Origin of the sequence: Terrabacter sp. 2RAF25 (assembly GCF_052115265.1) — a bacterium.
In the GTDB taxonomy this organism is placed as follows: domain Bacteria; phylum Actinomycetota; class Actinomycetes; order Actinomycetales; family Dermatophilaceae; genus Terrabacter.
Window position 1 is genome coordinate 347,710 of the sequence record NZ_JBFRGJ010000002.1, and the last position, 18,523, is coordinate 366,232.

The following is an 18,523-nucleotide window of genomic DNA, read 5'->3' on the forward strand; positions in this document are numbered from 1 at the left end:
GGACGTGTCAGTCGGGCAGTGAGTGGTCCCCCGGGCGCCACGGCTCGTGCTGGTGCGAGAGCCAGACCTCGTCGGGGTCAAGCTCTCGGATCAGCCGCTGGCCTTCCGTGCGCGGATCGTCGAGCTCGTCGAAGAAGACGGCCGTGTCACCTGCGATGACGATGGAACGGCCCTCCGTCTCGACGACCACGACCTGAGAGCCTCGCGTGTGGCCAGGGGTCGACACCAGACGGATGCCCGGTAGCAGCTCATGCGTGCCGTCGACAGGCACGTAGTGGATTCCGGGCGCCTCGACCCACTCGGGGATCGTGTAGTCGGCCTGGCTGAGCGCGTCGTCCAGCTCCGTCCGCTGCACGTAGACCGGCTTGCCGGTGAAGAGGTGGTTGCCGCCGCAGTGGTCGAAGTGCAGATGCGTGTTGACGACGACGTCGATGGCGGCCAGGTCGAAGCCGGCCTGCTCGCTCAGTGGATGGATGCGAGGGTCCATGTCGTCGACCGCGGGATGCAGCTGCGTCATGCCGGTGTCGACGAGCACGCGCCCGTCGGGATGGTCGATCACGTGCACGTAGACCGGCATCCGTTCACCCTCGGCGAGCAGCTCGGCGACGAGCACCGGCGTCACGGTCGGGGGCAAGACCTCGTTGCCGTGCCCCTCGGGCTTCTCGGTTCGTGAATCACCCATGCTGGAGAGTCTGCGGCACACAGACCTGCTGGGGGTGGCTTGGCGGCACGTCGTTCGCGCCCAGACCGTGTGGCATCATCGGCGCCGGGTGCTCGCAGGCCCCGGCATCCGGGATGCTCGACGGGCCGCCTAGTTGGCGGCCTGCCAGGTGGGCGCGACGTGGCGGTGGTACGACCGGCCGGCAAGCCGGCTGAGCAGGAAGGTCACCGGCACGGGAATCGTGGCGCGCAGGTAGGCGCGCTCCGCGTCGGCCATCCCGTCCTGGACCCAGGCCATGAAGCGGCCCGACTCGGCGAGGGACGGGGGACGCAGCCGCTTCTCGACGGCCTTCCACTCGGGTGTCTCGAGGTGCGGCAGCATGAGCGGCTCGAGGTCGTTCTCCTCGTGGTGCAGGTGCCTCTCGACGACCTCGTTCGCTCCGACGATGGCGTCCTTGGCGACACGGGCGTCGCCGGCCGAGCCGGTCGAGCCGTAGGTGTCCATCGCCGTGCGCGCACCGGCGAGCGCATCCGCCATGGCCTGGTGCTCTGTCTCCATGACCTCGACCAGCTCCGTGGCCCCGCCCACCCTGGCCAGGAACGGGAAGACGTGCGTGTCCTCGCCCTCGTGGTGGTGCTTGAGCTGGTCGTGGAGGTGGGCGTACGCGACCTGCAGCTGCCTGGCGCGGGCCCGGTCACCGTCGGGCGCTGCGGCCAGCGCAGTCTCGAAGCGAGCAAGATCGCGGCGCACCGCCGCGTGGATGACGCGGTTCATGGTCATGGGACCTGTCATGGCCGCGACGATAGCGATCCGTGCCCGAGGTAGGGCCGGAATCGACGCAAGCCGATGAGCCGAACGCACCGTAACGCCGGAGGGTGTTCCAGATCTGCGACCCGAATGCCGACGAGCAGCGGCCTCATCCGGCAGGCCTCTCGGGCCGGCTGCCCTCGAGCAGCTTCTCGAGCGCGCACGCCCGACCACGACGAACGGCATACGGACTGGGTATGAAGGAGGCAGAAACACCGCCGGTCAAGCCCGCGGTCACAGCGCGACGGCCGGAGACCTCTGGCACGCAGACACACGCGTAGGGCAACAGCCAGAGGTCCGGCCGTCGGCCTGTCGCGACGACCCCGACGACGTCTCGCCCACTGGGACGCCTACGCTGCTGACCTCGACCGACCCATGAGGAGAACCGTGCTGGCCAAGTTCCCGGGACACTGCACCCGTTGCCAGGAGCCGATTCGAGCAGGAGACGAGATCGCCGGCGCCCGCGGCAAGAGCAACTCGTGGGTGCACGCGACCTGCGGCACGGAGCTCTCACTCCCCGGCCTCACGGGGCAGCCCACGACGGCCCCGTCACCGCGCCCCAAGGTGGCCACCCGGACGCGAGTTCCCAAGGCGCAGATGGTCGCTCCCGAGGGCGCGACCTTCGTCTACACCGACGGCGCCTGCTCCGGAAACCCGGGCCCTGGCGGATGGGCCTGGGCGATCGACCGCGACCGATTCGCTTCTGGCGCAGAGCGGCCCAGCACCAACCAGCGGATGGAGATCCGCGCGGCGCTCGAGGCCGTCACCGCGATCAGCGGACCGCTCGTCGTCGTGAGTGACTCGACCTACGTGGTCAACTGCTTCCGCGACACGTGGTGGGACGGCTGGCTCAAGCGCGGCTGGACCAACTCCCAGAAGAAGCCGGTCGCCAACCGCGACCTGTGGGAACCGCTCGTCCTCGCTGTCAGGGATCGCGGCGACGTCGCCTTCCAGTGGGTCAAGGGTCACTCCGGCCACGAGATGAACGACCTCGTCGACCAGCTCGCCGTGGCGGCGAGTCTGGGCCACGACTGACGCGCTCGCCAGCGGCGCCGGGCGTGGCGTGGGCAGATAGCCCCTGAACGCTGGGAGAAAGCTCTACCTTCTAGTCGGTTCGGGTCGCTGTGTCTTGAGTACCCACGACCATGGACACCCCGAGACCGGCGTCGAGAGGATGACGCTCGCCACGCTCGGTCAGAGCGTCGCGACAACGACGAAATAGGGGAGATGCTGTGAACGTATTCAGCGGTTCACGCAAGGGCCTGATGGCCAAGGGGCTCATTCTGCTGCTAGCGGTCCCCGCGGCAGCAGTCGTGACTGCGCCCTCGAGCTACGCCTACTGCACCGACGTGGGCAACGTCTACTACACGACGAGCCAGTCACCCACGTATCGCGGTGACTACAACACGCGCACCTACGGAAAGAGCGGCGGCACCCTGACGATCTCCCTCGGCGAGTCGGTCACGACCGGCGGGTCGATCACGGGCACGACCTCGGCCGAGGCCGGCGTCATCTTCGCCAAGGCCAGTGTGTCCGTGGGGGTCACCATCAAGAAGGACTGGACGAGCTCGGTGACTCGCGCCTACGCCTGGAAGGTGCCCTCGACGCAGTCGACCGGTTGGATCGAAGCGGGACACCACGCGTACAAGGTGACCTACACGAAGAAGACCGTCGTCCCCCCGTGCACCCTGCACACCGACAAGACGGGGACGATCGTCGGCAACACCAGCGCCATCGAGTTCACCCACTCCTGAGCCGCGCCGTGAACCCGACACGCTTCTCCACTGCAGCCCCGGCCCGCATGACCGGGGCTGCAGTGCCGTCACCGCGCAGCGACCGGGCCAGATCCCACGGCAGGTTGGCCCTCAGCCTGCTCGCCGGACTCCTCGTCGCCGCGACCGCCGCCTGCTCGAGCGGGACTGTCGCGCCTGCTGATTCGCCGGCAGCGCGTCCCATCGCCTCAGAACCGGCCGACGCTCCCACGGACCCGACGCCCAGCCAGGCCACGCCGCCCAGCGTCCCTCCGGTCAACGCGGCGATCACCGACCCGATGAAAGACCTGCAAGCCAAGCACGGCAACGCCGTCGGCACGAAGCCGCTGCTGTCACAACGGGGCCGCGACGGCGCCACCTACACGCTCGAAGGGCGCCGCAGCAACGAGGCCTTCGTGACGGTCAGCTGCCCGGGGCCAGGGCGCTTCACCGTCACCGGCGACGGGGAGGTGCTCATCGGAAGCGTCTGCACCGGCTCGGCCGCGGCAGACATCCGGCTGCCGCTGTCGAGCATCGGCACCACCATCGCCGTCCAGGCACCCGGACCGTTCTGGGCCGTCATCGCGCCCGCCACGTCGTAAGCTCCGGTCGCTGGGCAGACGCCCAGCGACCGGCCGGGCGACCTGACGCCGAGGGCAGTTCGATGCGCATCGCGGTCATGCAGCCACCCCTCCCGAAGACCCGGGACGACGCTCAGCTCAGTGGATGCCCATGGACGCACCCCACACCAGCCCGTCCGGGGGCTGACTGGCACCACGCCCGTCATCCTTGATGTAGCCGCACCGGCGGCAGTGGCGACTGACGTACCTGCGGTCCTCGGGGCTGTCGTGCACGGCTACGAAGTCATGCAGATGAAGTCGGCAGCGAAGCGGTCGGCTCATGCTCGCCCCCGCGTGGGCGAGCACCCGGCGCAGCTCTACGGCGTGCAAGAGGATGCTCCAGGCGTAGGCGAACGGCTGGCCCGAGTCGGCCGCGAGGTCGGTGAGGTCGGCGCGCCACTCCGCGAGGTAGCGCTGCCGGCTGGCGCGCGGCAGCGCTGCGGCCGCAAGCCGGCACAGCAGGCCGGCGAGCACTGGGGGCTCTGCCTCTTCGGGCGTGCCCATCAGGAGGCGCCGTTCCCGTATGCCGGCCGCAGCACCGAGCGGCGCCGCTCGCGAGCGTGGGCGACCTTCGCGAGCGCGGCCTCCGCACTCTCGAGGCCCTGCGCGGTGAGCCGGTAGTACCGACGTTGGGGCCGGCCGACGGCCGCGGGGTCGACGTCCTCCCAACCGCTGTCGAGCCAGCCCAGCCGCTCGAAACGGGCGAGGATCGGGAACACCGTCCCGCTGGGCAGCCCGGTCAGGGCCATGATCTCCAGGCCGTAGCGCTCGCTCGTCGTGTCGCGGACGAAGGTCTGGAGCACCTCGACCGTCGTGACGGTCATCCGCGGTTCGTCACTCATAGCAGAAGTCTACATAGGGTCAGGCGCGCTGTCTCGCCCCGGTTCAGCCGTTCTCCCGGCCGACATCGTTCGCCCGCGGCGCAGGCGAACGTCACTCACCGGCGTATGCGGGCGGTGTCAACCGGACGCGTCTCTCAGCCCTTCGCCGCGGCGGACGTGTCGACGCAGAGGACTCCCCTGTTGCCGTCCTGGTCGGCGATCACGGTCAGCGATGGCGCGTCGCTGTCGTCGACTACGGTGCCACCCGCAGCGAGGACGGCGGCGATCCGTTGGTCGGCCGCCTCCGGGGCCACATAGACCTCCACGTGGAACCGCTGGCGCGGGGTCTCTGTTTCGTCGAGGTCACCGAACCACAGATTTGGTACGCGTCCGGTGCCGTCCCGCACCTCGTCGCTCGGTGTCCCGCGCCCCTGGGACTCGGCGCTGCCGGTCAACAACGCAGCCCACACGGGGGCGATGGTCGCGGATTGCGCTGTGTCCAGGCCCAGCTCGATCTCACTGACTGAGCCGGGATCTGCGGTGACTCCGTGGTCGGCGGCGATCTCGCTGATCCGTCGGGCGAGGTCGACGTCCTGCTGGGTCACCCACTCGACGACGTGCTCGGCGCCCTCGTCGTCGCGGTAGATGGCGTCGTCGCTGACCAGCTCGAGGTCCACGTAGCCCTTGCCGAGCACCACATGGGGGTGGTGGCCGATCGCGTCGCCCGCCTCGGCCACTGCAGCGACGAACCGTGCGCCGGCGCCGAAGCTGCCGACCGTGAAGCGGGCATGCAGGCCCTGGGCCAGCTTGCGCCAGTCGGTCAGGTCGGCCTCGGCGATCTGCTCGCCCCTCAGCATGTCCATGACGGGACGCTATCCCCGATCGAGCCGCCGCGGGCGGGAGCCGACTCGGTAGCGTGCGCTGCATGCCCATCAAACTCGAGAACGTCGGGATCGCCGTCCGCGACCTCGAGGCGACGATCGCGTTCTTCGCCGATCTGGGGCTCACGGTCCTGGGCCGTGACACGGTCAGCGGCGAGTGGACCGACACGGCAGTTGGCCTCGACGGCAACCACGCCAGGATCGCGATGCTCCAGACCCCCGACGGCAACGGCCGCCTCGAGCTGTTCGAGTACATCCACCCGGACGCGATCGAGACCGAGCCCACCCTGCCCAACGAGATCGGCATGCACCGCGTGGCCTTTTCGGTCGACGACATCGACGACGCCCTCGCAACCGCGGCGAGGCACGGCTGCCACCCGCTGCGCGGCGTCGCGACCTACGAGGACGTCTACAAGCTCACCTACGTACGCGGGCCCAGCGGGATCCTCGTGATGCTCGCCGAGGAGCTCCAGAAGGGCTGACGAGGAAGGCCGCCCGTTGGCGCGCGCGCCGCGCGGCGCTCAGGCCCAGAAGTCCGTGACGACGGGAGGGTCACCGACGAACTGGTCGACGGAGACGACCTTTCCGTCCTCGAGCTGGAAGTAGAGCACCTGCAGGTCGTCGAAGCTGCGGCCGTCGGGGCGCGTGGCCGTGATCCGTGTGAGCACGGCGACGTGCCCACCCCCGTCGGGCATGAACAGCTCAGGCACTGGGCGCAGGGTGCCCGAGGTGAGCTCCATCGAGGCACCGAGGAACGACAGGATCTCGCCGATGCCGTGCTTGACCCCGCCGAGCCGGTCGGGGTTGCGGTGGTTCCAGGTGGCGTCGGCGTGGAAGCCCGCGGCGAAGGCGGCGAGGTCGCCCATGCGCACGGCCTCGAAGCCGGCACGGACGGCCTGGATGTCGGCCGCGGCCTGTGAGCTCGCGTCGGTGGAGTCGCGCGAGTCTGTCGAGCTGGTCAGGGTGGTCATCGGATCCTCCTCAGGTCGGTCGTCGATCTGCCACCCACGCTAGGAACGACCGGGTGACGCGCACATCGACTGTTCGGTCGATGCCTGCCGGACCCACGAGGCACGGAAGACACCGCTTCACGGGGCCGGGTCCGAGAGTGCCGCGAGACCGTGCCGCATGGCGAGCATCGCGAGGCCTGCTCGCGTGGTGACCTGGCACTTGGCATAGACGTGCACCGTGTGGGTGTGCACCGTCGACTGCGAGATGAAGAGGCGCTCCGCGATCTGCTTCTTGGTGAGCCCGGCCGCCAGCAGCCGCAGCACCTCGAGCTCACGCTCGGTGAGCTCGAGCGGCAGCGGTGGGAAGGTCGGTCGCGGACCGCCGTCGGCAGCGAGAACCGCGCGCACGGCGTCACGGTCGAGCGGGAGCGAGGAGATGACCCGCGCGGCATCCTTCGGCGTCAACGCCGCCCGATGTGGACGGGGCTCCCCGAGCGTCCGCCAGACGTCGGCGGCGGCGAGAAGCCTTGTGGCGGGGTCGAGCTCGCTGGCTGTGACGCCCCTCGGGTAGCCGGAGCCGTCGAGCCGCTCGTGGTGTCGGCTCACGATCGAGGCCAGCGGCTGCAGCACTGGAGAGCGGGCGACGATGCGGCCCGAGTGGTACGGGTGCAGACGCACGAGCTCCCACTCCTCGGGTCGCAGCGCACCGGGCCGCTCCCACACCCCGGTGGGCACAGCGACCCGCCCCAGGTCGTGGACGAGCCCGGCGCGGTGCACCACAGACGGGTCGACTCCAGAGAGCGAGTCGGCCGCCGCCCGCGCGAGCATCGCCACACCGCGCGAATGTCCTTGGAAGAAGGGCGCTTTCAGGTCTGCCGCGTCACCGAACCCTGCCAGCACCTCGTCAAGGTGGACCTCGTCGCGGAAGAAGCGGCGCGGCTCGGGCTCGCCCGCGACGACCGCGGCCCACACGTCGTCGGTAGCCGAGCATTCGAGCAGCTCGTGCGATGCGGCCAGGAACGTGGCGGTGACGGCCGGGTCCAGCGCGCGTCCGGACCACTGGGTGACGTTCTCCACGGCGTACGCGTGGCCGGCCTCTGCATCGAACATGACCGCCGCGTGCGCGACGGCGGCATAGCGAGCTGGCTCGGGGAGTTGCTCTCTGGTCCACCCCTCCGGCACCCCCTTGCCGTCGTACCGCTCGAAGGCGCACCGCACGGAGTCCATCACCGCTGTCGGAAGCCGCAGCAGCGACGTCAGCTGTGCACCCACCTCGCAGTCGGCACGTGCGCCGGACGCGACCAGGCCGGGCACACGGGGAGCCCGGGCCAGCACACGGAGTCGATCGACGCCGGTCCCCAGACCCGCGAGGAGGCGGAGGGCCTCGACCGGGCGGGCCGTGTCGACGAGGTCTCCCGCGGACCTGACCTGGATGTCGTTGCCGCCCAACGATGCGGCCAGCTCGTGCGAGGTGGCGGCGCAGCCGGCGAAGCGCAGCAGGGTCGCGTAGTAGACCTCTCCGATGCGGGAGGCAGGTCGGCCGTCTCGACGAGCCAGCTCGGTGGCGACCAGGCACGCGCGCATCGCCTCGCCGGCCGGGCGCCCACGAGTAAGGTCACTGCTCACCGAGAGCGCGGCCACCACCCCCGAGATCCCGACCCGGGCCAGCACGTCCGAATTCTAGCGCCGCCCGATGACCCTCCTGGCGAGCTCCGACGCACTCACCGACGCGACGGCGCGTGCTCCGCACGTCAGCGAACCCACTCCGTCAGGGTTGGGAGTGGGTTCGCCGCCGTCCCCCAGGTCAGGGGGGCAGACCTCGGGACCAGCCTGCTCCCCAAAGTTCGATCGATACCAGCGTTGGAGGACCTCGTGCCCGCATCCAGCCTCGACATCTCGGCCCTCGCGCCGCTGCTGCGACTCGATGAGCGCGTGCGCGACGAGGCGGACCCAAGGTCGGCTGGTGCTGGGCCGGCAACCGGCACACCTGGGTGGGGTTCGCCTTCGCCGTGGGGCGACGGGCCATCTGACTCGCAGGCGCCGCCCTCGTCGACGAAAGACGAGGCTCGAACGGCTGTCGAAACGACGTCGTCCAGTTCGATGGAAGGGTGACGGTCCTCGCTGGCAGGGCCTACCCGACGGAGAGGAACCACCACCATGACCGACGTCATCGCGATCATGTCCATGTCGCTCGACGGCTACGTCGCCGGCCCCGACGGCGACGTGATGGGAGTCTTCGCGTGGTACTTCGGCTCCGGCGACGTCGCGGTCGAGGCGGGCGGCTCGGACCCCATGACGTTCACGATGTCCGAGCCGAGCGCGCAGCACTTCCACGAGCTCACGTCAGGGCTCGGCGCGCTGATCACCGGCCGCCGCACGTTCGAGACCGCGCAGGGCTGGGGCGGCAACCATGCGTGGGGTCCGGCCTTCGTGCTCGCCCACGAGGTCCCCGAGGGCTGGCCGCGACCCGAGTCGACGGTCCACTTCGTCACCGACGGCATCGAGAGCGCGGTCCGGCAGGCCCAGGCCGCCGCGGGCAGGAAGTCCGTCGCCGTGCACGGGGCCGACACCATCCAGCAGTGCCTCGACGCCGGACTGCTCGACTACCTCCAGGTCGACGTAGCAGCCATCCTGCTGGGCGGCGGGGTGCGGCTCTTCGACCACCTCACCGACGCGCCGGCCATCCTCGGCAACCCGACCGTCGTCGAGGGGGTCGGAGTGACACACCTGCGCTACCCGGTGCGCACGGACCAGCCCTAGGGCCAGTCGGCCGTGAGGTAGGCGACCACCAGGACGAGCAGCGAGACCCCCACCAGCACGGCGCCGATCTGCATCTCGCGGTTTCGTCGCGCCTCGACGTCGCGGCCCGCGCTATCGGGTCCGGTGAGCGACCCCCAGACGATCAGGCCGATCCCGCTCGCGAGCAGTCCACCCACGGCCGTCCAGAAGTACGTCATCGACAGGGGTCAGATCGGCATCTCGACGAACGGTGACGCGTAGTGGTCGTCGCCGGACAGCTCCCGTTCGGCGGCCTCCGGTGAGATCCGGTTGCGCTCGGCCTCGAGCAGCATGCCCAGCAGCCTCACGTCGCCCGCCGTCGGTATGCCGGCGACCTCGTCGTGCGCCAGCACCCACGAGACCGCCGCCGTGATCGCGTCCTGCTGCTGCAGCGGCTCGTACCAGGTCGTGTGCGTCTGGTCGGCCCCTTGCGGCCAGTTGCGTCGCGCCACCGTCTTGATCGTCATCAGCCCCGCGTCCTGACGGCGCGCCTCGTCGACCAACGCGCGGTAGGCCGTCCGGTAGGTGTCGTCGCGCCAGAGCACCGGGTTGAGCGGGGTCAGCACGGTCGCGAACGGGTGGCGTCGCAACGCCTCGAGGTGGGTCTGCGCGGCCTCTTCTCCGTGGCCGGTCACACCGACGGCGCCCACGATCCCTTCATCCATGGCGCGCACCGCAGCTTCGAGCGCCCCATCCGGCCCGGTGGCCAGGTCAAGCTCGCCGAGATCGCCGATCGCGTGGAGCTGCAGCAGGTCGACGCGGTCGGTCTGAAGCCGCTCGAGCGAGGCGTTGAGCTCGCGCCACGCGGACTCGCGGTCACGACGACCGGTCTTGGTCGCCAGGAAGATCCGGTCGCGGATCTGCGGCATCCACGGTCCCAGCCGCAGCTCGGCTTCGCCGTAGCTGGCAGCCACGTCGAAGTGGTTGATCTCGCCGTCGAGGGCCTCCTGGATCGAGGCGTCTGCGACGTCCTGGGTCACCTCGGCCAGGGCCGCTGCGCCGTAGATGAGCACGGAGCTCTGGTGCCCCAGCCGGCCGAGCCTTCGCTTCTCCATACCCTCCACCTTCGACCACCGCCCGATTCGAGGCAACCAGCCGGGACCCCGGTTGAGCGGTTCGCTCGGCGGGTAGGACTGGGAGGACCAGCACATCGAGCGAAGGAGTGAACATGTCGGATGACGCCAAGGCCGCCAAGGAGCTCGTGGAGACGCTGAAGGACGGCGAGCGCGGATTCGCCTCAGCCGCAGACAAGCTGCGCAATGACGACCGCCCGGAGTGGGCGACGACGCTGCAGCGACTGTCAGAGCAGCGCGCGGGTTTCCACCGCGAGATCGTCGCGATGGGCCACGAGTACGGCGACGAGGTCGACAAGAGTGGGTCCGCCACCGCAGCCGTGCACCGGGGCTGGATCGCGCTCAAGGACGCCCTGACCGGCGACGACGCGGGCAGCGTCCTCGGCGCCGCGGTCACGGGTGAGGACCACGCGGTCACGGAGTACGAGAAGGCCCTGAAGCAGGACCTCAGCGCCGGCTTCCGCGACGTCGTGACTCGTCAGCACGCGGCCGTCGTCGCAGCACGTGACGAGGTCAAGGCCCTCCAGATCGCGGACTGATCTCCCGATCTGGGAGTGCCTCCTTCGGAGGCGGCACAAGCAGTGCGAGCGCTCGGATCCCGCTCCCCTCAGGGGAGCAGGATCCGAGCGTTTCGGCGTGCCCCACGACCCTGTGGCGTCGCACTCGCCGACGGCCGCGATGACCGCCTCGCGGGAGCACCCGGGCCCTACCTCGCCATGACAGAGACCGGTCTGGCGCAGAGCGGACTCAGCCGCCGCGGGGAGCCGGCACGAGGTAGACCGGCACGGGCGACGACCGGACGATCTTCGAGGCGCGCGAGCCGAGAAAGAACCGGGCTGCCGGGGCCGACGAGCTCGGTCCGACGACGAGCAGGTCGCCGTCACTCCACTCGACGTCCCAGATCGCCGCGCTCCACGAGACACCCTCACCGACCACGAGCGACCGCGCGAGGCGCTCGGCCAGCGCAGCGTCCAGCGCTCCCACCTGGGCTCGGAGAGCACTCGTCGTGCGGGCCAACCACCGGTCGACGACGAGGTCGTCGGCCGCCTCCTCGACGCTGCCGTAGAGCCTCTTGGGCGGCCTGACAGCGAACGACACCGCGCGAAGGCTCGCCCCGACCGAAGCGGCCAGGCCGGCCGCGGCAGTCGCCACGTGTGCCGCACCCGAGGACCCGCCGAACCCGATCGTCACCCGTCGAAGGCGGGACCCCGGCGCCGGCCGATAGCCCCGTGGAGCGAGCAGCACCGGCAGGGGCGCCGAGTGCGCGAGCCGGTCCGTCACGCTTCCGAAGGAGATGCGGCCCAGCGCACCCTTGCTCGAGGAGCCGAGCACGAGCGCGGACGCCCCGACCTCGGCTGCCAGGTCGAGCAGCCCTGCCGGGATGGACGATGCCGCACGCACGACGAAGCTCGACCGGACGTCGGGAGGCAGAGACTCCCGCGCCTGCTCGAGCACGGACTCACCCCAGGCTCTGAGCGGGCCGAGGTAGTTGCCGTCGACGAACTCCACGGCACCCGCCGCCTGAGGAGTCGTCACGACGACCGCCACGGTGAGGGGCTCGCCCGTGGACCGTGACAGCACGGCGGCCAGCTCGAGCGCCGACGTGCCGCTGTCCTGCGCCGTGAAGGCGACGACGATCGTCACGGCTCACGCCTGCACGGCGAGCGAGGCGGCCTCGACGTGGGTCACCGGCAGACCGAGCTCACCGGCGCGGTCGACGACCTCGAAGCGCTGCCAGATCGAGTCCGACGCCGGCAGCGTCACGATGACGATCTGGTCGGGGTGGAACTCGCTGACCGCCGCCCGGAGGGCACGCAGCGGGCGATAGTCGCCGAGCCCGCCCGTCGCGTCCAGGTGGTGCGCCCGCAGGGCTTCGAGCGTCCGGTCCAGCCGCGCCTGCGCGGCCTCCGTGGTCGCCTCGGCGACGGACACGGCACCGTGCGTCGAAGCGGTGCCCGTCTCCACGGCACTGGCCGGCACGCATACGTAGTAGGTGGCCTTGCCCATCGTGTCGATGCGCTGGAGCTCGTGCATGAGCTCGTCGGCCTCGAGGGTCTGGTTGGCCAGCACCAGGACGCGACGCGCCTCACCGGAAAGCGCGGGCGACACCCGCGCAGGCAGACGCGCGATGCGGGCCCGGTTGATGAAGAAGAGCACGAGCACGATGCCGAACGAGACGAGGCTCAGCACGAGCTGGATCCGCACGTCCGCGGTCAGGCCCATCTGGACGAGCACGAGCACGATCGCCAATGCCGTGATGACCGAGAGCGCGGGGAACCACCACATCTTCACCTTGAGCGTCGACGCGTCGCCCCGGTAGCGCAGGAGGATCTGCGAGACGGCGATGAGCAGGTAGACGAAGAGGATGACGGCACCGGACGAGTTGAGCAGGAACGAGAAGACGGTGTCGGGCGAGACCGCGGCCATGATGACCGCGAGGAAGCCGACGACCGACGAGGCGAGGATGGCGACCATCGGCACGCCCCGGGAGTTGACCGACACCATCGACGCCGGCGCCTCACGGCGGGCAGCGAGCACGAACAGCATCCGGGAGGCGGTGTAGAGGCCCGAGTTGAGGCACGAGAGCACGGCGGTGAGCACGACCGCGTTCATCACGTGGTCGGCGTACGGGATGCCCATCTTCTGGAAGGCCGCGACGTAGGGCGACGCCTGGAGGGTGGCCGAGTTCCACGGCAGGATGACCGCGAGCAGGAAGATCGAGCCGACGAAGAAGATGGCGATGCGGGTGATGACCGAGTTCGCAGCCTTGGAGACGGCCCGTTCCGGGTTGTCCGACTCAGCGGCGGCGATGGTCGCGATCTCGGCGCCCACCATCGAGAAGATCACCGTCACGACACCCGCCGTGACCGCCAGACCGCCGTTGGGGAAGAAGCCACCGTGCGCGGTGAGGTTGCTGAAGTCGAGGTCGGCGTTCGGCCAGATGCCGAAGACGAAGAGGGCGCCGCAGGCGAGGAAGGCGATGATCGCCGCGACCTTGATCCCCGCGAACCAGAACTCGAACTCGCCGAACGACGAGACCGAGATCAGGTTGGTGCCCGTCATGAGGAGCATGAGCACGAGGCTGAGCACCCACGTCGGCACGCCCGGGAGCCAGAAGTTGATGACCTTGGCTCCGGCCACGGCCTCGAAGCCCACGACGATGACCCAGAAGTACCAGTACAGCCACCCGACGGAGAAGCCGGCCCAGTCGCCGAGCGCCTTGCGGGAGTAGTCCGCGAACGACCCGGTCGAGGGGTTGGCCACGGCCATCTCCGCGAGCATCCGCATCACCATGATGATGAGGACGCCGCACAGCGCGTAGGTGATGAACGACCCCGGGCCGGTGTCGTGGATGACGGTCCCGGACCCGACGAACAGGCCTGCCCCGATCACGCCGCCCATGGCGATCATGGTCAGCTGCCGCTGGTTGAGCGCCCGCTTGAGCTCCGGGCCCGCGCCGGCCACGTCAGGCCGACCGATCCGACGTGGCTGAGGGACAGGGGTTCACGTGACGAGACATGGGACGGCCCTCTCGATCGGACCGCGGAGGCTGACCGCCCCCGCGACGATCTGCCCAAAGTAGCCACGGATGCACACATCTGTCCACGTGCGTCGAAGGTTCGGCAAAGGCCGCGGGGGAACCCGGGTCAGGCGTAGAAGTCGGGCTTCGCGATCATCTCGACCTTCACCACACCGTCGTCGGTGAGCGCCCGCACACCGGCGTCGCAGACGCACGCGGCGGCATACCCGTCCCACGACGTCGACCCCGTGTGCTGGCCGGCGGCAACAGCAGTGATCCACTCCTGGACCTCGGTGACGAACGCCCCCCAGAAGCGGTCGTTGTGGTCGCGGGCGATCGCGTTCCGGACCCCGACGCCGTCGCGCACCACGATCGCGTTCTGGTCGCCCAGCGACACGGTGCCCTTCTCGGCGACGGCCTCGCAGCGGATGTCGTAGCCGAACTGGCAGTTGACGAAGATCTCGTCGTCGACCCGCACGCCCGACTCGGTCTCGAGGATGAGCACGAGGGGGTCCTGCAGGTGCTCGAACCGCAGCGACGTCTTCTTCGGCTTGTCGACGCGTGCCGAGACGAACTCCTCGCCGAGCAGCCAGCGCATCGTGTCGACCTCGTGGATGGCGGTGTCGTTGATCGCCATGTCCCACGTGTAGTGCTCGGGCACGGTCGGGTTGCGGTGCGCGCAGTGCACCATGAGCGTCTCACCGAGCTCGCCCGAGTCGAGCAGCGCCTTCATCTGCCGGTAGCTGCGGTCGAAACGGCGCATGAATCCCACTGTGACCAGACGACGCCCACCGTTCTGCTCCGCCTCCATGATCCGCAGCGCGGCCTCGGCGGTCGGCGTCAGCGGCTTCTCGCAGAACACCGGCTTGCCGGCGGCTATCGCCGCCAGGACGTCGACCTCGTGCGCCGGGCCGTAGCTGCAGATCATGACCGCATCCACGTCGTCGGAGGCGATCAGCTCCGCCGACGACGCGTACGCCGTCCCGTCGATCCGCGCGGCCACCTCCTTCGCGCGCACCTCGTCGACGTCGGCGACCGCGACGACACGGCCGCCGGCGATGACGGTGTGGATGCGGTCGATGTGGGCCTGGCCCATGCCGCCGGGACCGATCATCCCGATGCGAACAGTCATTGTCGTTGACTCCTTCGTCAGTGAATCGCCTTGAGCCTCAACGGCTCAGAGCAGGCCGAGACCGATGGACGCGAGGTACTCGCGGGTCTGGATGGCGTTGGGCAGCGGGTAGGACGGGTCGCACGGGTACATGTCCTGCTCGCACACGACGTACAGCTCCTTGTCGAGGTCGGCGAGGGCCTCGATGAGCGGCGGCATGTCGGGGGCACCTGCGGGCGGCCGCACCGAGCAGCCCTTCGCCACGGCGAGACCGAACGGCCAGTCCTCGTCGTGCGCCTGCTTCACGAGCCCCTCGTCCATCGCCTTGATGTGGACGTAGGAGATGCGCTCGGGGTACTTGCGGCACAGCTCGACCGGGTCGCCGCCGCCGTAGACGACGTGGCCGGTGTCGAGGCAGAAGCCGACGTAGTCGGGGTCGGTCGCCTGGAAGATGCGGTCGATGTCCTCGGGAGTCTCGATGTGGCTGTCGCCGTGGGGGTGCAGCACCATCGTGAGGCCGTAGTCCTCCTTCATGATGCGACCGAGCCTGTCGGCGTTCTTGATGTACGCGTTCCACGCCTCCGTCGACAGCGTGCGGTCGTCGGTGAACTCCCACGTCTTGTCGTCACGGAAGAGCGGCGGCAGGTGCACGATGTACTCCGCGCCAACGGCGGCATGCGTCTCGGCGATCTCACGGAACGTCTTCTCCGTGTCGGCCCACGCCTCCTGCTTGTGCAGGATGCCCCAGCCGGTGCCGGCGACGACGCGGAAGCCGCGCTTGTCCATCTCGTCCTTGAGGCGCGCCGACTCCTTGGGGAAGTAGCCGAACGGGCCGGTCTCCATCACCGAGAAGCCAGCCTCGGCCATCTCGTCGAGGGCGGTCTCCCAGTGGATCTGCTTGTCGTCGTTGGGGAACCACACGCCCCACTGGTCGGGACACACGCCGATCGTCAGCTTGCTGTAACGCTCGTCGGTGTTGCGGGCCTTGGACTCGGCCATCGTTCGGGGTCCTCTCAGGGGGAAGGGGTGAAGGCGTACGTACGCGTTGGGCTGCGTACGCGGGGACGGGCGTCCCCGCGTACCTCGTCAGTCGTTCTGGGGGAAGCCGAGGTTGAGGCCGCCGTGGCTCGGGTCGAGCCAGCGGGACGTGACGACCTTGCCCCGGGTGAAGAAGTGGACGCCTTCCATGCCGTGGGCGTGCGTGTCGCCGAAGAGCGAGTTCTTCCAGCCGCCGAAGGAGTAGTACGAGACGGGAACGGGGATCGGCACGTTGACGCCGACCATTCCGACCTCGACCTGGCGCTGGAACTTGCGGGCCGCGCCGCCGTCGTTGGTGAAGATCGCGGTGCCGTTGCCGTACGGGTTGGAGTTGATGAGCTTCAGCCCCTCGTCGTAGGAGTGCACGCGCACGACCGACAGCACCGGGCCGAAGATCTCGTCGTCGTAGACCGACATGCCGGGCTTGACGCCGTCGAAGAGGGTCGGCGCGAGGAAGTAGCCGTCACCGTCGGCGTCGAAGTCGCTCTCACGACCGTCGACGACGAGCGTCGCACCGTCCGCCACCCCGGAGTCGAGGTAGCCGGCGACCTTGTCGCGGTGCTGCTTCGTCACGAGCGGCCCCATGTCGGCGCCGCGCGTGCCGTCGCCCGTGACGAGCTTGCCCATGCGGTCGCGGATCTTCGAGATGAGCTCGTCGGCGATCGGCTCGACGGCGACGAGGGCCGAGATGGCCATGCACCGCTCCCCCGCCGAGCCGAATCCGGCGTTGACCGCGGCGTCGGCGGCGAGGTCGAGGTCGGCGTCGGGCAGCACGAGCATGTGGTTCTTCGCGCCGCCGAGGGCCTGGACGCGCTTGCCGTGGGCCGTGCCCGTCTCGTAGACGTACTTCGCGATCGGCGTCGAGCCGACGAACGACACCGACTTGACGTCGGGGTGCGTGAGCAGCGCGTCGACGGCCTCCTTGTCGCCGTGCACGACCTGCATGACGCCGTCGGGCAGGCCGGCCTCCTTCCAGAGGGCGGCGATGGCGAGCGCCGCCGACGGGTCCTTCTCCGACGGCTTGAGCACGACGGAGTTGCCGCAGGCGATGGCGATCGGGATGAACCACAGGGGCACCATGGCCGGGAAGTTGAACGGCGAGATGACGGCGACGACCCCGACGGCCTGTCGGATCGAGTAGACGTCGACGTTCGTCGAGGCGTTCTCGCTGAAGCCGCCCTTGAGCAGGTGCGGGATGCCGCAGGCGAACTCGGCGACCTCGAGGCCGCGCGTCACCTCGCCGACGGCGTCGCTCAGCACCTTGCCGTGCTCGGCCGTGATGAGCGCGCCGATCTCGTCCTTGCGGGAGTTGAGCAGCTCGCGGAACGCGAAGAGCACCTGGGCGCGCTTGGCGAGCGAGGCGTCGGCCCACGACTCCCAGGCCGCAGCGGCCGACTTCACGACCTCGTCGACGAGTGCCGCCGAGGCGAGGTCGAGCACGCCGGTCTGCTCACCGGTCGCGGGGTTGAAGACGGGCGACGTGCGCTCGGCGGTGCCGCTCCACGACTGGCCGTCGATGAGGTGGGTGATGCGGGTGGGCGTGCTCATGGTGGATCCTTCGGGGTGAGACAGCGGGCGTATGCCGGGTGGCGGGCTTCGGGGCGGTCAGGGGGAGACGAACGTGGGCGGCGTCGACCACTTGTCGAGGTAGGAGCGGATCGTGTCGCGCATGTACTCGGTCGACTCGCGAGCGCGGTCCTCCCAGGCGAAGACGCAGGAGGTGACGATCCCGTCGAACCCGATGCGCTCGAGCCCGCGGAAGAACTGGTCGAAGTCGACCTCGCCCTGGCCGATGTCGAGGTGCTGGTGCACCGTGACCTGCGATCCGGGCGGGTTGACGATGTAGCGCAGCCCCGACGACGCGGTGTGGTCGTAGGCGTCGGCGACGTGGACCATCGTCAGCAGGTCGCCGGCCTTGTCCATGATCCCGTCGCAGTCGTCGCCCTGGTGGAACGTGTGCGGCGCGCAGTAGAGGAAGCTGACGTTGGGGCTGTTGATCCCTCGGATGATGTCGACGGCGCGCTTGCCGTCCTCCTCCCAGTCGTCGGGGTGCGGCTCGAGCACGAGCCGGATGCCCTCCTTCTCGAACTCGGGCAGCAGCTCCTCCATCGAGCGCCAGAACATCCGCTCGCAGGCAGCGGCCTCGCGCGGGTTGCCGTTGAACTCGGAGTTCATCGTGTCTACGCCGAGCAGCGAGGCGATCTGGATGGCGCGCTTCCAGTAGCGCACCGCGGCCTGTCGGTCCTCCTCGCTGGGCCCGGACCACCTGAAGAGCGGCAGCACTGACGAGACGCCGACACCGGCGGCCGAGAGCGCCTTGCGAAAGGCGGCCACCCCGCCGTCGTCGACGCGTGGGTGGTTGAAGAACGGGATGAAGTCGTCGCGCGGGGACAGCTCGATCCACTCGTAGCCGAGGTCGGCGACGAGGCCGGGCAGCTCGAGCAGCGGTGCCTCGCGGAACATGTAGGGGTCGAGGGCGAACTTCATGAGGGGCGAACTCCTTTGTCGGCCA

The 18,523-nt window shown here is 69.6% G+C and carries 21 protein-coding genes and 1 pseudogene; 7 read left to right on the plus strand and 15 right to left on the minus strand.

Annotated elements, in window-relative coordinates:
• Nucleotides 1–7: 7 nt before the first annotated feature.
• Nucleotides 8–682 carry an N-acyl homoserine lactonase family protein gene (locus AB4091_RS04840; protein WP_442290590.1) on the minus strand — a complete coding sequence of 225 codons (675 nt, stop codon included), beginning with the start codon at nucleotides 680–682 and terminating at the stop codon, nucleotides 8–10.
• Between the two features lie 129 nt (nucleotides 683–811).
• Nucleotides 812–1,453, minus strand: coding sequence for a hemerythrin domain-containing protein (locus AB4091_RS04845; RefSeq protein ID WP_442290591.1), 642 nt, complete (start codon nucleotides 1,451–1,453; stop codon nucleotides 812–814).
• Nucleotides 1,454–1,855: 402 nt separating this feature from the next.
• Here AB4091_RS04845 and AB4091_RS04850 point away from each other — a divergent pair, with 402 nt between their 5' ends.
• The 3 genes from AB4091_RS04850 to AB4091_RS04860 all read left to right on the plus strand — a co-directional run bounded on the left by AB4091_RS04850 (nucleotide 1,856) and on the right by AB4091_RS04860 (nucleotide 3,821).
• Nucleotides 1,856–2,503, plus strand: coding sequence for a ribonuclease H family protein (locus tag AB4091_RS04850; RefSeq protein ID WP_442290592.1), 648 nt, complete (start codon nucleotides 1,856–1,858; stop codon nucleotides 2,501–2,503).
• A gap of 197 nt (nucleotides 2,504–2,700) precedes the next feature.
• Entirely contained in the window at nucleotides 2,701–3,222 is a 522-nt protein-coding gene (locus AB4091_RS04855; RefSeq protein WP_442290593.1) for a hypothetical protein, read from the plus strand.
• 8 nt (nucleotides 3,223–3,230) lie between these two features.
• Nucleotides 3,231–3,821 carry a hypothetical protein gene (locus AB4091_RS04860; protein ID WP_442290594.1) on the plus strand — a complete coding sequence of 197 codons (591 nt, stop codon included), beginning with the start codon at nucleotides 3,231–3,233 and terminating at the stop codon, nucleotides 3,819–3,821.
• Nucleotides 3,822–3,938: 117 nt separating this feature from the next.
• Here the strand turns inward: AB4091_RS04860 and AB4091_RS04865 are convergent, their stop codons facing one another.
• From AB4091_RS04865 to AB4091_RS04875, 3 genes are all read right to left on the minus strand, one after another.
• A complete protein-coding gene (locus AB4091_RS04865; RefSeq protein WP_442290595.1) occupies nucleotides 3,939–4,343 on the minus strand; it encodes a hypothetical protein in 405 nt (134 codons plus the stop codon).
• Nucleotides 4,343–4,681, minus strand: a complete 339-nt coding sequence (locus AB4091_RS04870) for a PadR family transcriptional regulator (RefSeq protein WP_442290596.1) — start codon at nucleotides 4,679–4,681, stop codon at nucleotides 4,343–4,345. The genes AB4091_RS04865 and AB4091_RS04870 overlap by 1 nt, the downstream gene beginning before the upstream one ends.
• Before the next feature lie 134 nt (nucleotides 4,682–4,815).
• Entirely contained in the window at nucleotides 4,816–5,523 is a 708-nt protein-coding gene (locus AB4091_RS04875; RefSeq protein WP_442290597.1) for a VOC family protein, read from the minus strand.
• A 62-nt stretch (nucleotides 5,524–5,585) separates the two neighbouring features.
• Between AB4091_RS04875 and AB4091_RS04880 the strand changes: the two genes are divergently transcribed.
• On the plus strand, nucleotides 5,586–6,023 hold the full coding sequence (locus AB4091_RS04880; RefSeq protein WP_442290598.1) for a VOC family protein: 438 nt from the start codon (nucleotides 5,586–5,588) through the stop codon (nucleotides 6,021–6,023).
• A gap of 39 nt (nucleotides 6,024–6,062) precedes the next feature.
• On the opposite strand, the gene AB4091_RS04885 is transcribed toward AB4091_RS04880, so the two are convergent.
• Together AB4091_RS04885 and AB4091_RS04890 are read right to left on the minus strand one after the other, a co-directional pair.
• Entirely contained in the window at nucleotides 6,063–6,512 is a 450-nt protein-coding gene (locus tag AB4091_RS04885; protein ID WP_442290599.1) for a nuclear transport factor 2 family protein, read from the minus strand.
• Nucleotides 6,513–6,629: 117 nt separating this feature from the next.
• Nucleotides 6,630–8,162 (minus strand): HD domain-containing phosphohydrolase, encoded by a 1,533-nt coding sequence (locus AB4091_RS04890; RefSeq protein WP_442290600.1) that lies wholly within the window; start codon nucleotides 8,160–8,162, stop codon nucleotides 6,630–6,632.
• A 272-nt stretch (nucleotides 8,163–8,434) separates the two neighbouring features.
• Between AB4091_RS04890 and AB4091_RS04895 the strand changes: the two are divergent.
• Nucleotides 8,435–8,521, plus strand: a pseudogene (locus AB4091_RS04895) (DUF5701 family protein); the annotation flags it as partial.
• Nucleotides 8,522–8,648: 127 nt separating this feature from the next.
• A complete protein-coding gene (locus AB4091_RS04900) occupies nucleotides 8,649–9,251 on the plus strand; it encodes a dihydrofolate reductase family protein (RefSeq protein ID WP_442290601.1) in 603 nt (200 codons plus the stop codon).
• On the opposite strand, the gene AB4091_RS04905 is transcribed toward AB4091_RS04900, so the two are convergent.
• Together AB4091_RS04905 and AB4091_RS04910 are read right to left on the minus strand one after the other, a co-directional pair.
• Nucleotides 9,248–9,448: a hypothetical protein gene (locus AB4091_RS04905; RefSeq protein ID WP_442290602.1), complete on the minus strand. Its 201-nt coding sequence runs from the start codon at nucleotides 9,446–9,448 to the stop codon at nucleotides 9,248–9,250. The genes AB4091_RS04900 and AB4091_RS04905 overlap by 4 nt on opposite strands.
• Before the next feature lie 9 nt (nucleotides 9,449–9,457).
• Complete coding sequence (locus AB4091_RS04910) at nucleotides 9,458–10,324, minus strand: aldo/keto reductase (protein WP_442290603.1); 867 nt, start codon at nucleotides 10,322–10,324, stop codon at nucleotides 9,458–9,460.
• Nucleotides 10,325–10,437: 113 nt separating this feature from the next.
• Here AB4091_RS04910 and AB4091_RS04915 point away from each other — a divergent pair, with 113 nt between their 5' ends.
• Complete coding sequence (locus AB4091_RS04915; protein ID WP_442290604.1) at nucleotides 10,438–10,881, plus strand: ferritin-like domain-containing protein; 444 nt, start codon at nucleotides 10,438–10,440, stop codon at nucleotides 10,879–10,881.
• Between the two features lie 208 nt (nucleotides 10,882–11,089).
• On the opposite strand, the gene AB4091_RS04920 is transcribed toward AB4091_RS04915, so the two are convergent.
• The 6 genes from AB4091_RS04920 to AB4091_RS04945 form a co-directional block, all read right to left on the minus strand.
• Nucleotides 11,090–11,986: a universal stress protein gene (locus AB4091_RS04920; protein ID WP_442290605.1), complete on the minus strand. Its 897-nt coding sequence runs from the start codon at nucleotides 11,984–11,986 to the stop codon at nucleotides 11,090–11,092.
• Nucleotides 11,987–11,989: 3 nt separating this feature from the next.
• A complete protein-coding gene (locus AB4091_RS04925; protein WP_442290606.1) occupies nucleotides 11,990–13,807 on the minus strand; it encodes an amino acid permease in 1,818 nt (605 codons plus the stop codon).
• Nucleotides 13,808–13,989: 182 nt separating this feature from the next.
• Nucleotides 13,990–14,994 carry a Gfo/Idh/MocA family protein gene (locus AB4091_RS04930; protein ID WP_442290607.1) on the minus strand — a complete coding sequence of 335 codons (1,005 nt, stop codon included), beginning with the start codon at nucleotides 14,992–14,994 and terminating at the stop codon, nucleotides 13,990–13,992.
• A gap of 45 nt (nucleotides 14,995–15,039) precedes the next feature.
• Complete coding sequence (locus AB4091_RS04935) at nucleotides 15,040–15,972, minus strand: TIM barrel protein (RefSeq protein ID WP_442290608.1); 933 nt, start codon at nucleotides 15,970–15,972, stop codon at nucleotides 15,040–15,042.
• Between the two features lie 87 nt (nucleotides 15,973–16,059).
• Nucleotides 16,060–17,559, minus strand: coding sequence for a CoA-acylating methylmalonate-semialdehyde dehydrogenase (locus AB4091_RS04940; protein WP_442290609.1), 1,500 nt, complete (start codon nucleotides 17,557–17,559; stop codon nucleotides 16,060–16,062).
• A gap of 57 nt (nucleotides 17,560–17,616) precedes the next feature.
• Nucleotides 17,617–18,498 carry a sugar phosphate isomerase/epimerase family protein gene (locus AB4091_RS04945; protein ID WP_442290610.1) on the minus strand — a complete coding sequence of 294 codons (882 nt, stop codon included), beginning with the start codon at nucleotides 18,496–18,498 and terminating at the stop codon, nucleotides 17,617–17,619.
• Nucleotides 18,499–18,523: the final 25 nt, after the last annotated feature.

Coding starts and splice junctions, on each gene's coding strand:
- AB4091_RS04840 (WP_442290590.1), bottom strand. CDS start 682: ATGGGTGATTCACGAACCGAGAAGCCCGAGGGGCACGGCAACGAGGTC.
- AB4091_RS04845 (WP_442290591.1), bottom strand. CDS start 1,453: ATGACAGGTCCCATGACCATGAACCGCGTCATCCACGCGGCGGTGCGC.
- AB4091_RS04865 (WP_442290595.1), bottom strand. CDS start 4,343: ATGGGCACGCCCGAAGAGGCAGAGCCCCCAGTGCTCGCCGGCCTGCTG.
- AB4091_RS04870 (WP_442290596.1), bottom strand. CDS start 4,681: ATGAGTGACGAACCGCGGATGACCGTCACGACGGTCGAGGTGCTCCAG.
- AB4091_RS04875 (WP_442290597.1), bottom strand. CDS start 5,523: ATGGACATGCTGAGGGGCGAGCAGATCGCCGAGGCCGACCTGACCGAC.
- AB4091_RS04880 (WP_442290598.1), top strand. CDS start 5,586: ATGCCCATCAAACTCGAGAACGTCGGGATCGCCGTCCGCGACCTCGAG.
- AB4091_RS04885 (WP_442290599.1), bottom strand. CDS start 6,512: ATGACCACCCTGACCAGCTCGACAGACTCGCGCGACTCCACCGACGCG.
- AB4091_RS04900 (WP_442290601.1), top strand. CDS start 8,649: ATGACCGACGTCATCGCGATCATGTCCATGTCGCTCGACGGCTACGTC.
- AB4091_RS04905 (WP_442290602.1), bottom strand. CDS start 9,448: ATGACGTACTTCTGGACGGCCGTGGGTGGACTGCTCGCGAGCGGGATC.
- AB4091_RS04910 (WP_442290603.1), bottom strand. CDS start 10,324: ATGGAGAAGCGAAGGCTCGGCCGGCTGGGGCACCAGAGCTCCGTGCTC.
- AB4091_RS04915 (WP_442290604.1), top strand. CDS start 10,438: ATGTCGGATGACGCCAAGGCCGCCAAGGAGCTCGTGGAGACGCTGAAG.
- AB4091_RS04930 (WP_442290607.1), bottom strand. CDS start 14,994: ATGACTGTTCGCATCGGGATGATCGGTCCCGGCGGCATGGGCCAGGCC.
- AB4091_RS04935 (WP_442290608.1), bottom strand. CDS start 15,972: ATGGCCGAGTCCAAGGCCCGCAACACCGACGAGCGTTACAGCAAGCTG.
- AB4091_RS04940 (WP_442290609.1), bottom strand. CDS start 17,559: ATGAGCACGCCCACCCGCATCACCCACCTCATCGACGGCCAGTCGTGG.
- AB4091_RS04945 (WP_442290610.1), bottom strand. CDS start 18,498: ATGAAGTTCGCCCTCGACCCCTACATGTTCCGCGAGGCACCGCTGCTC.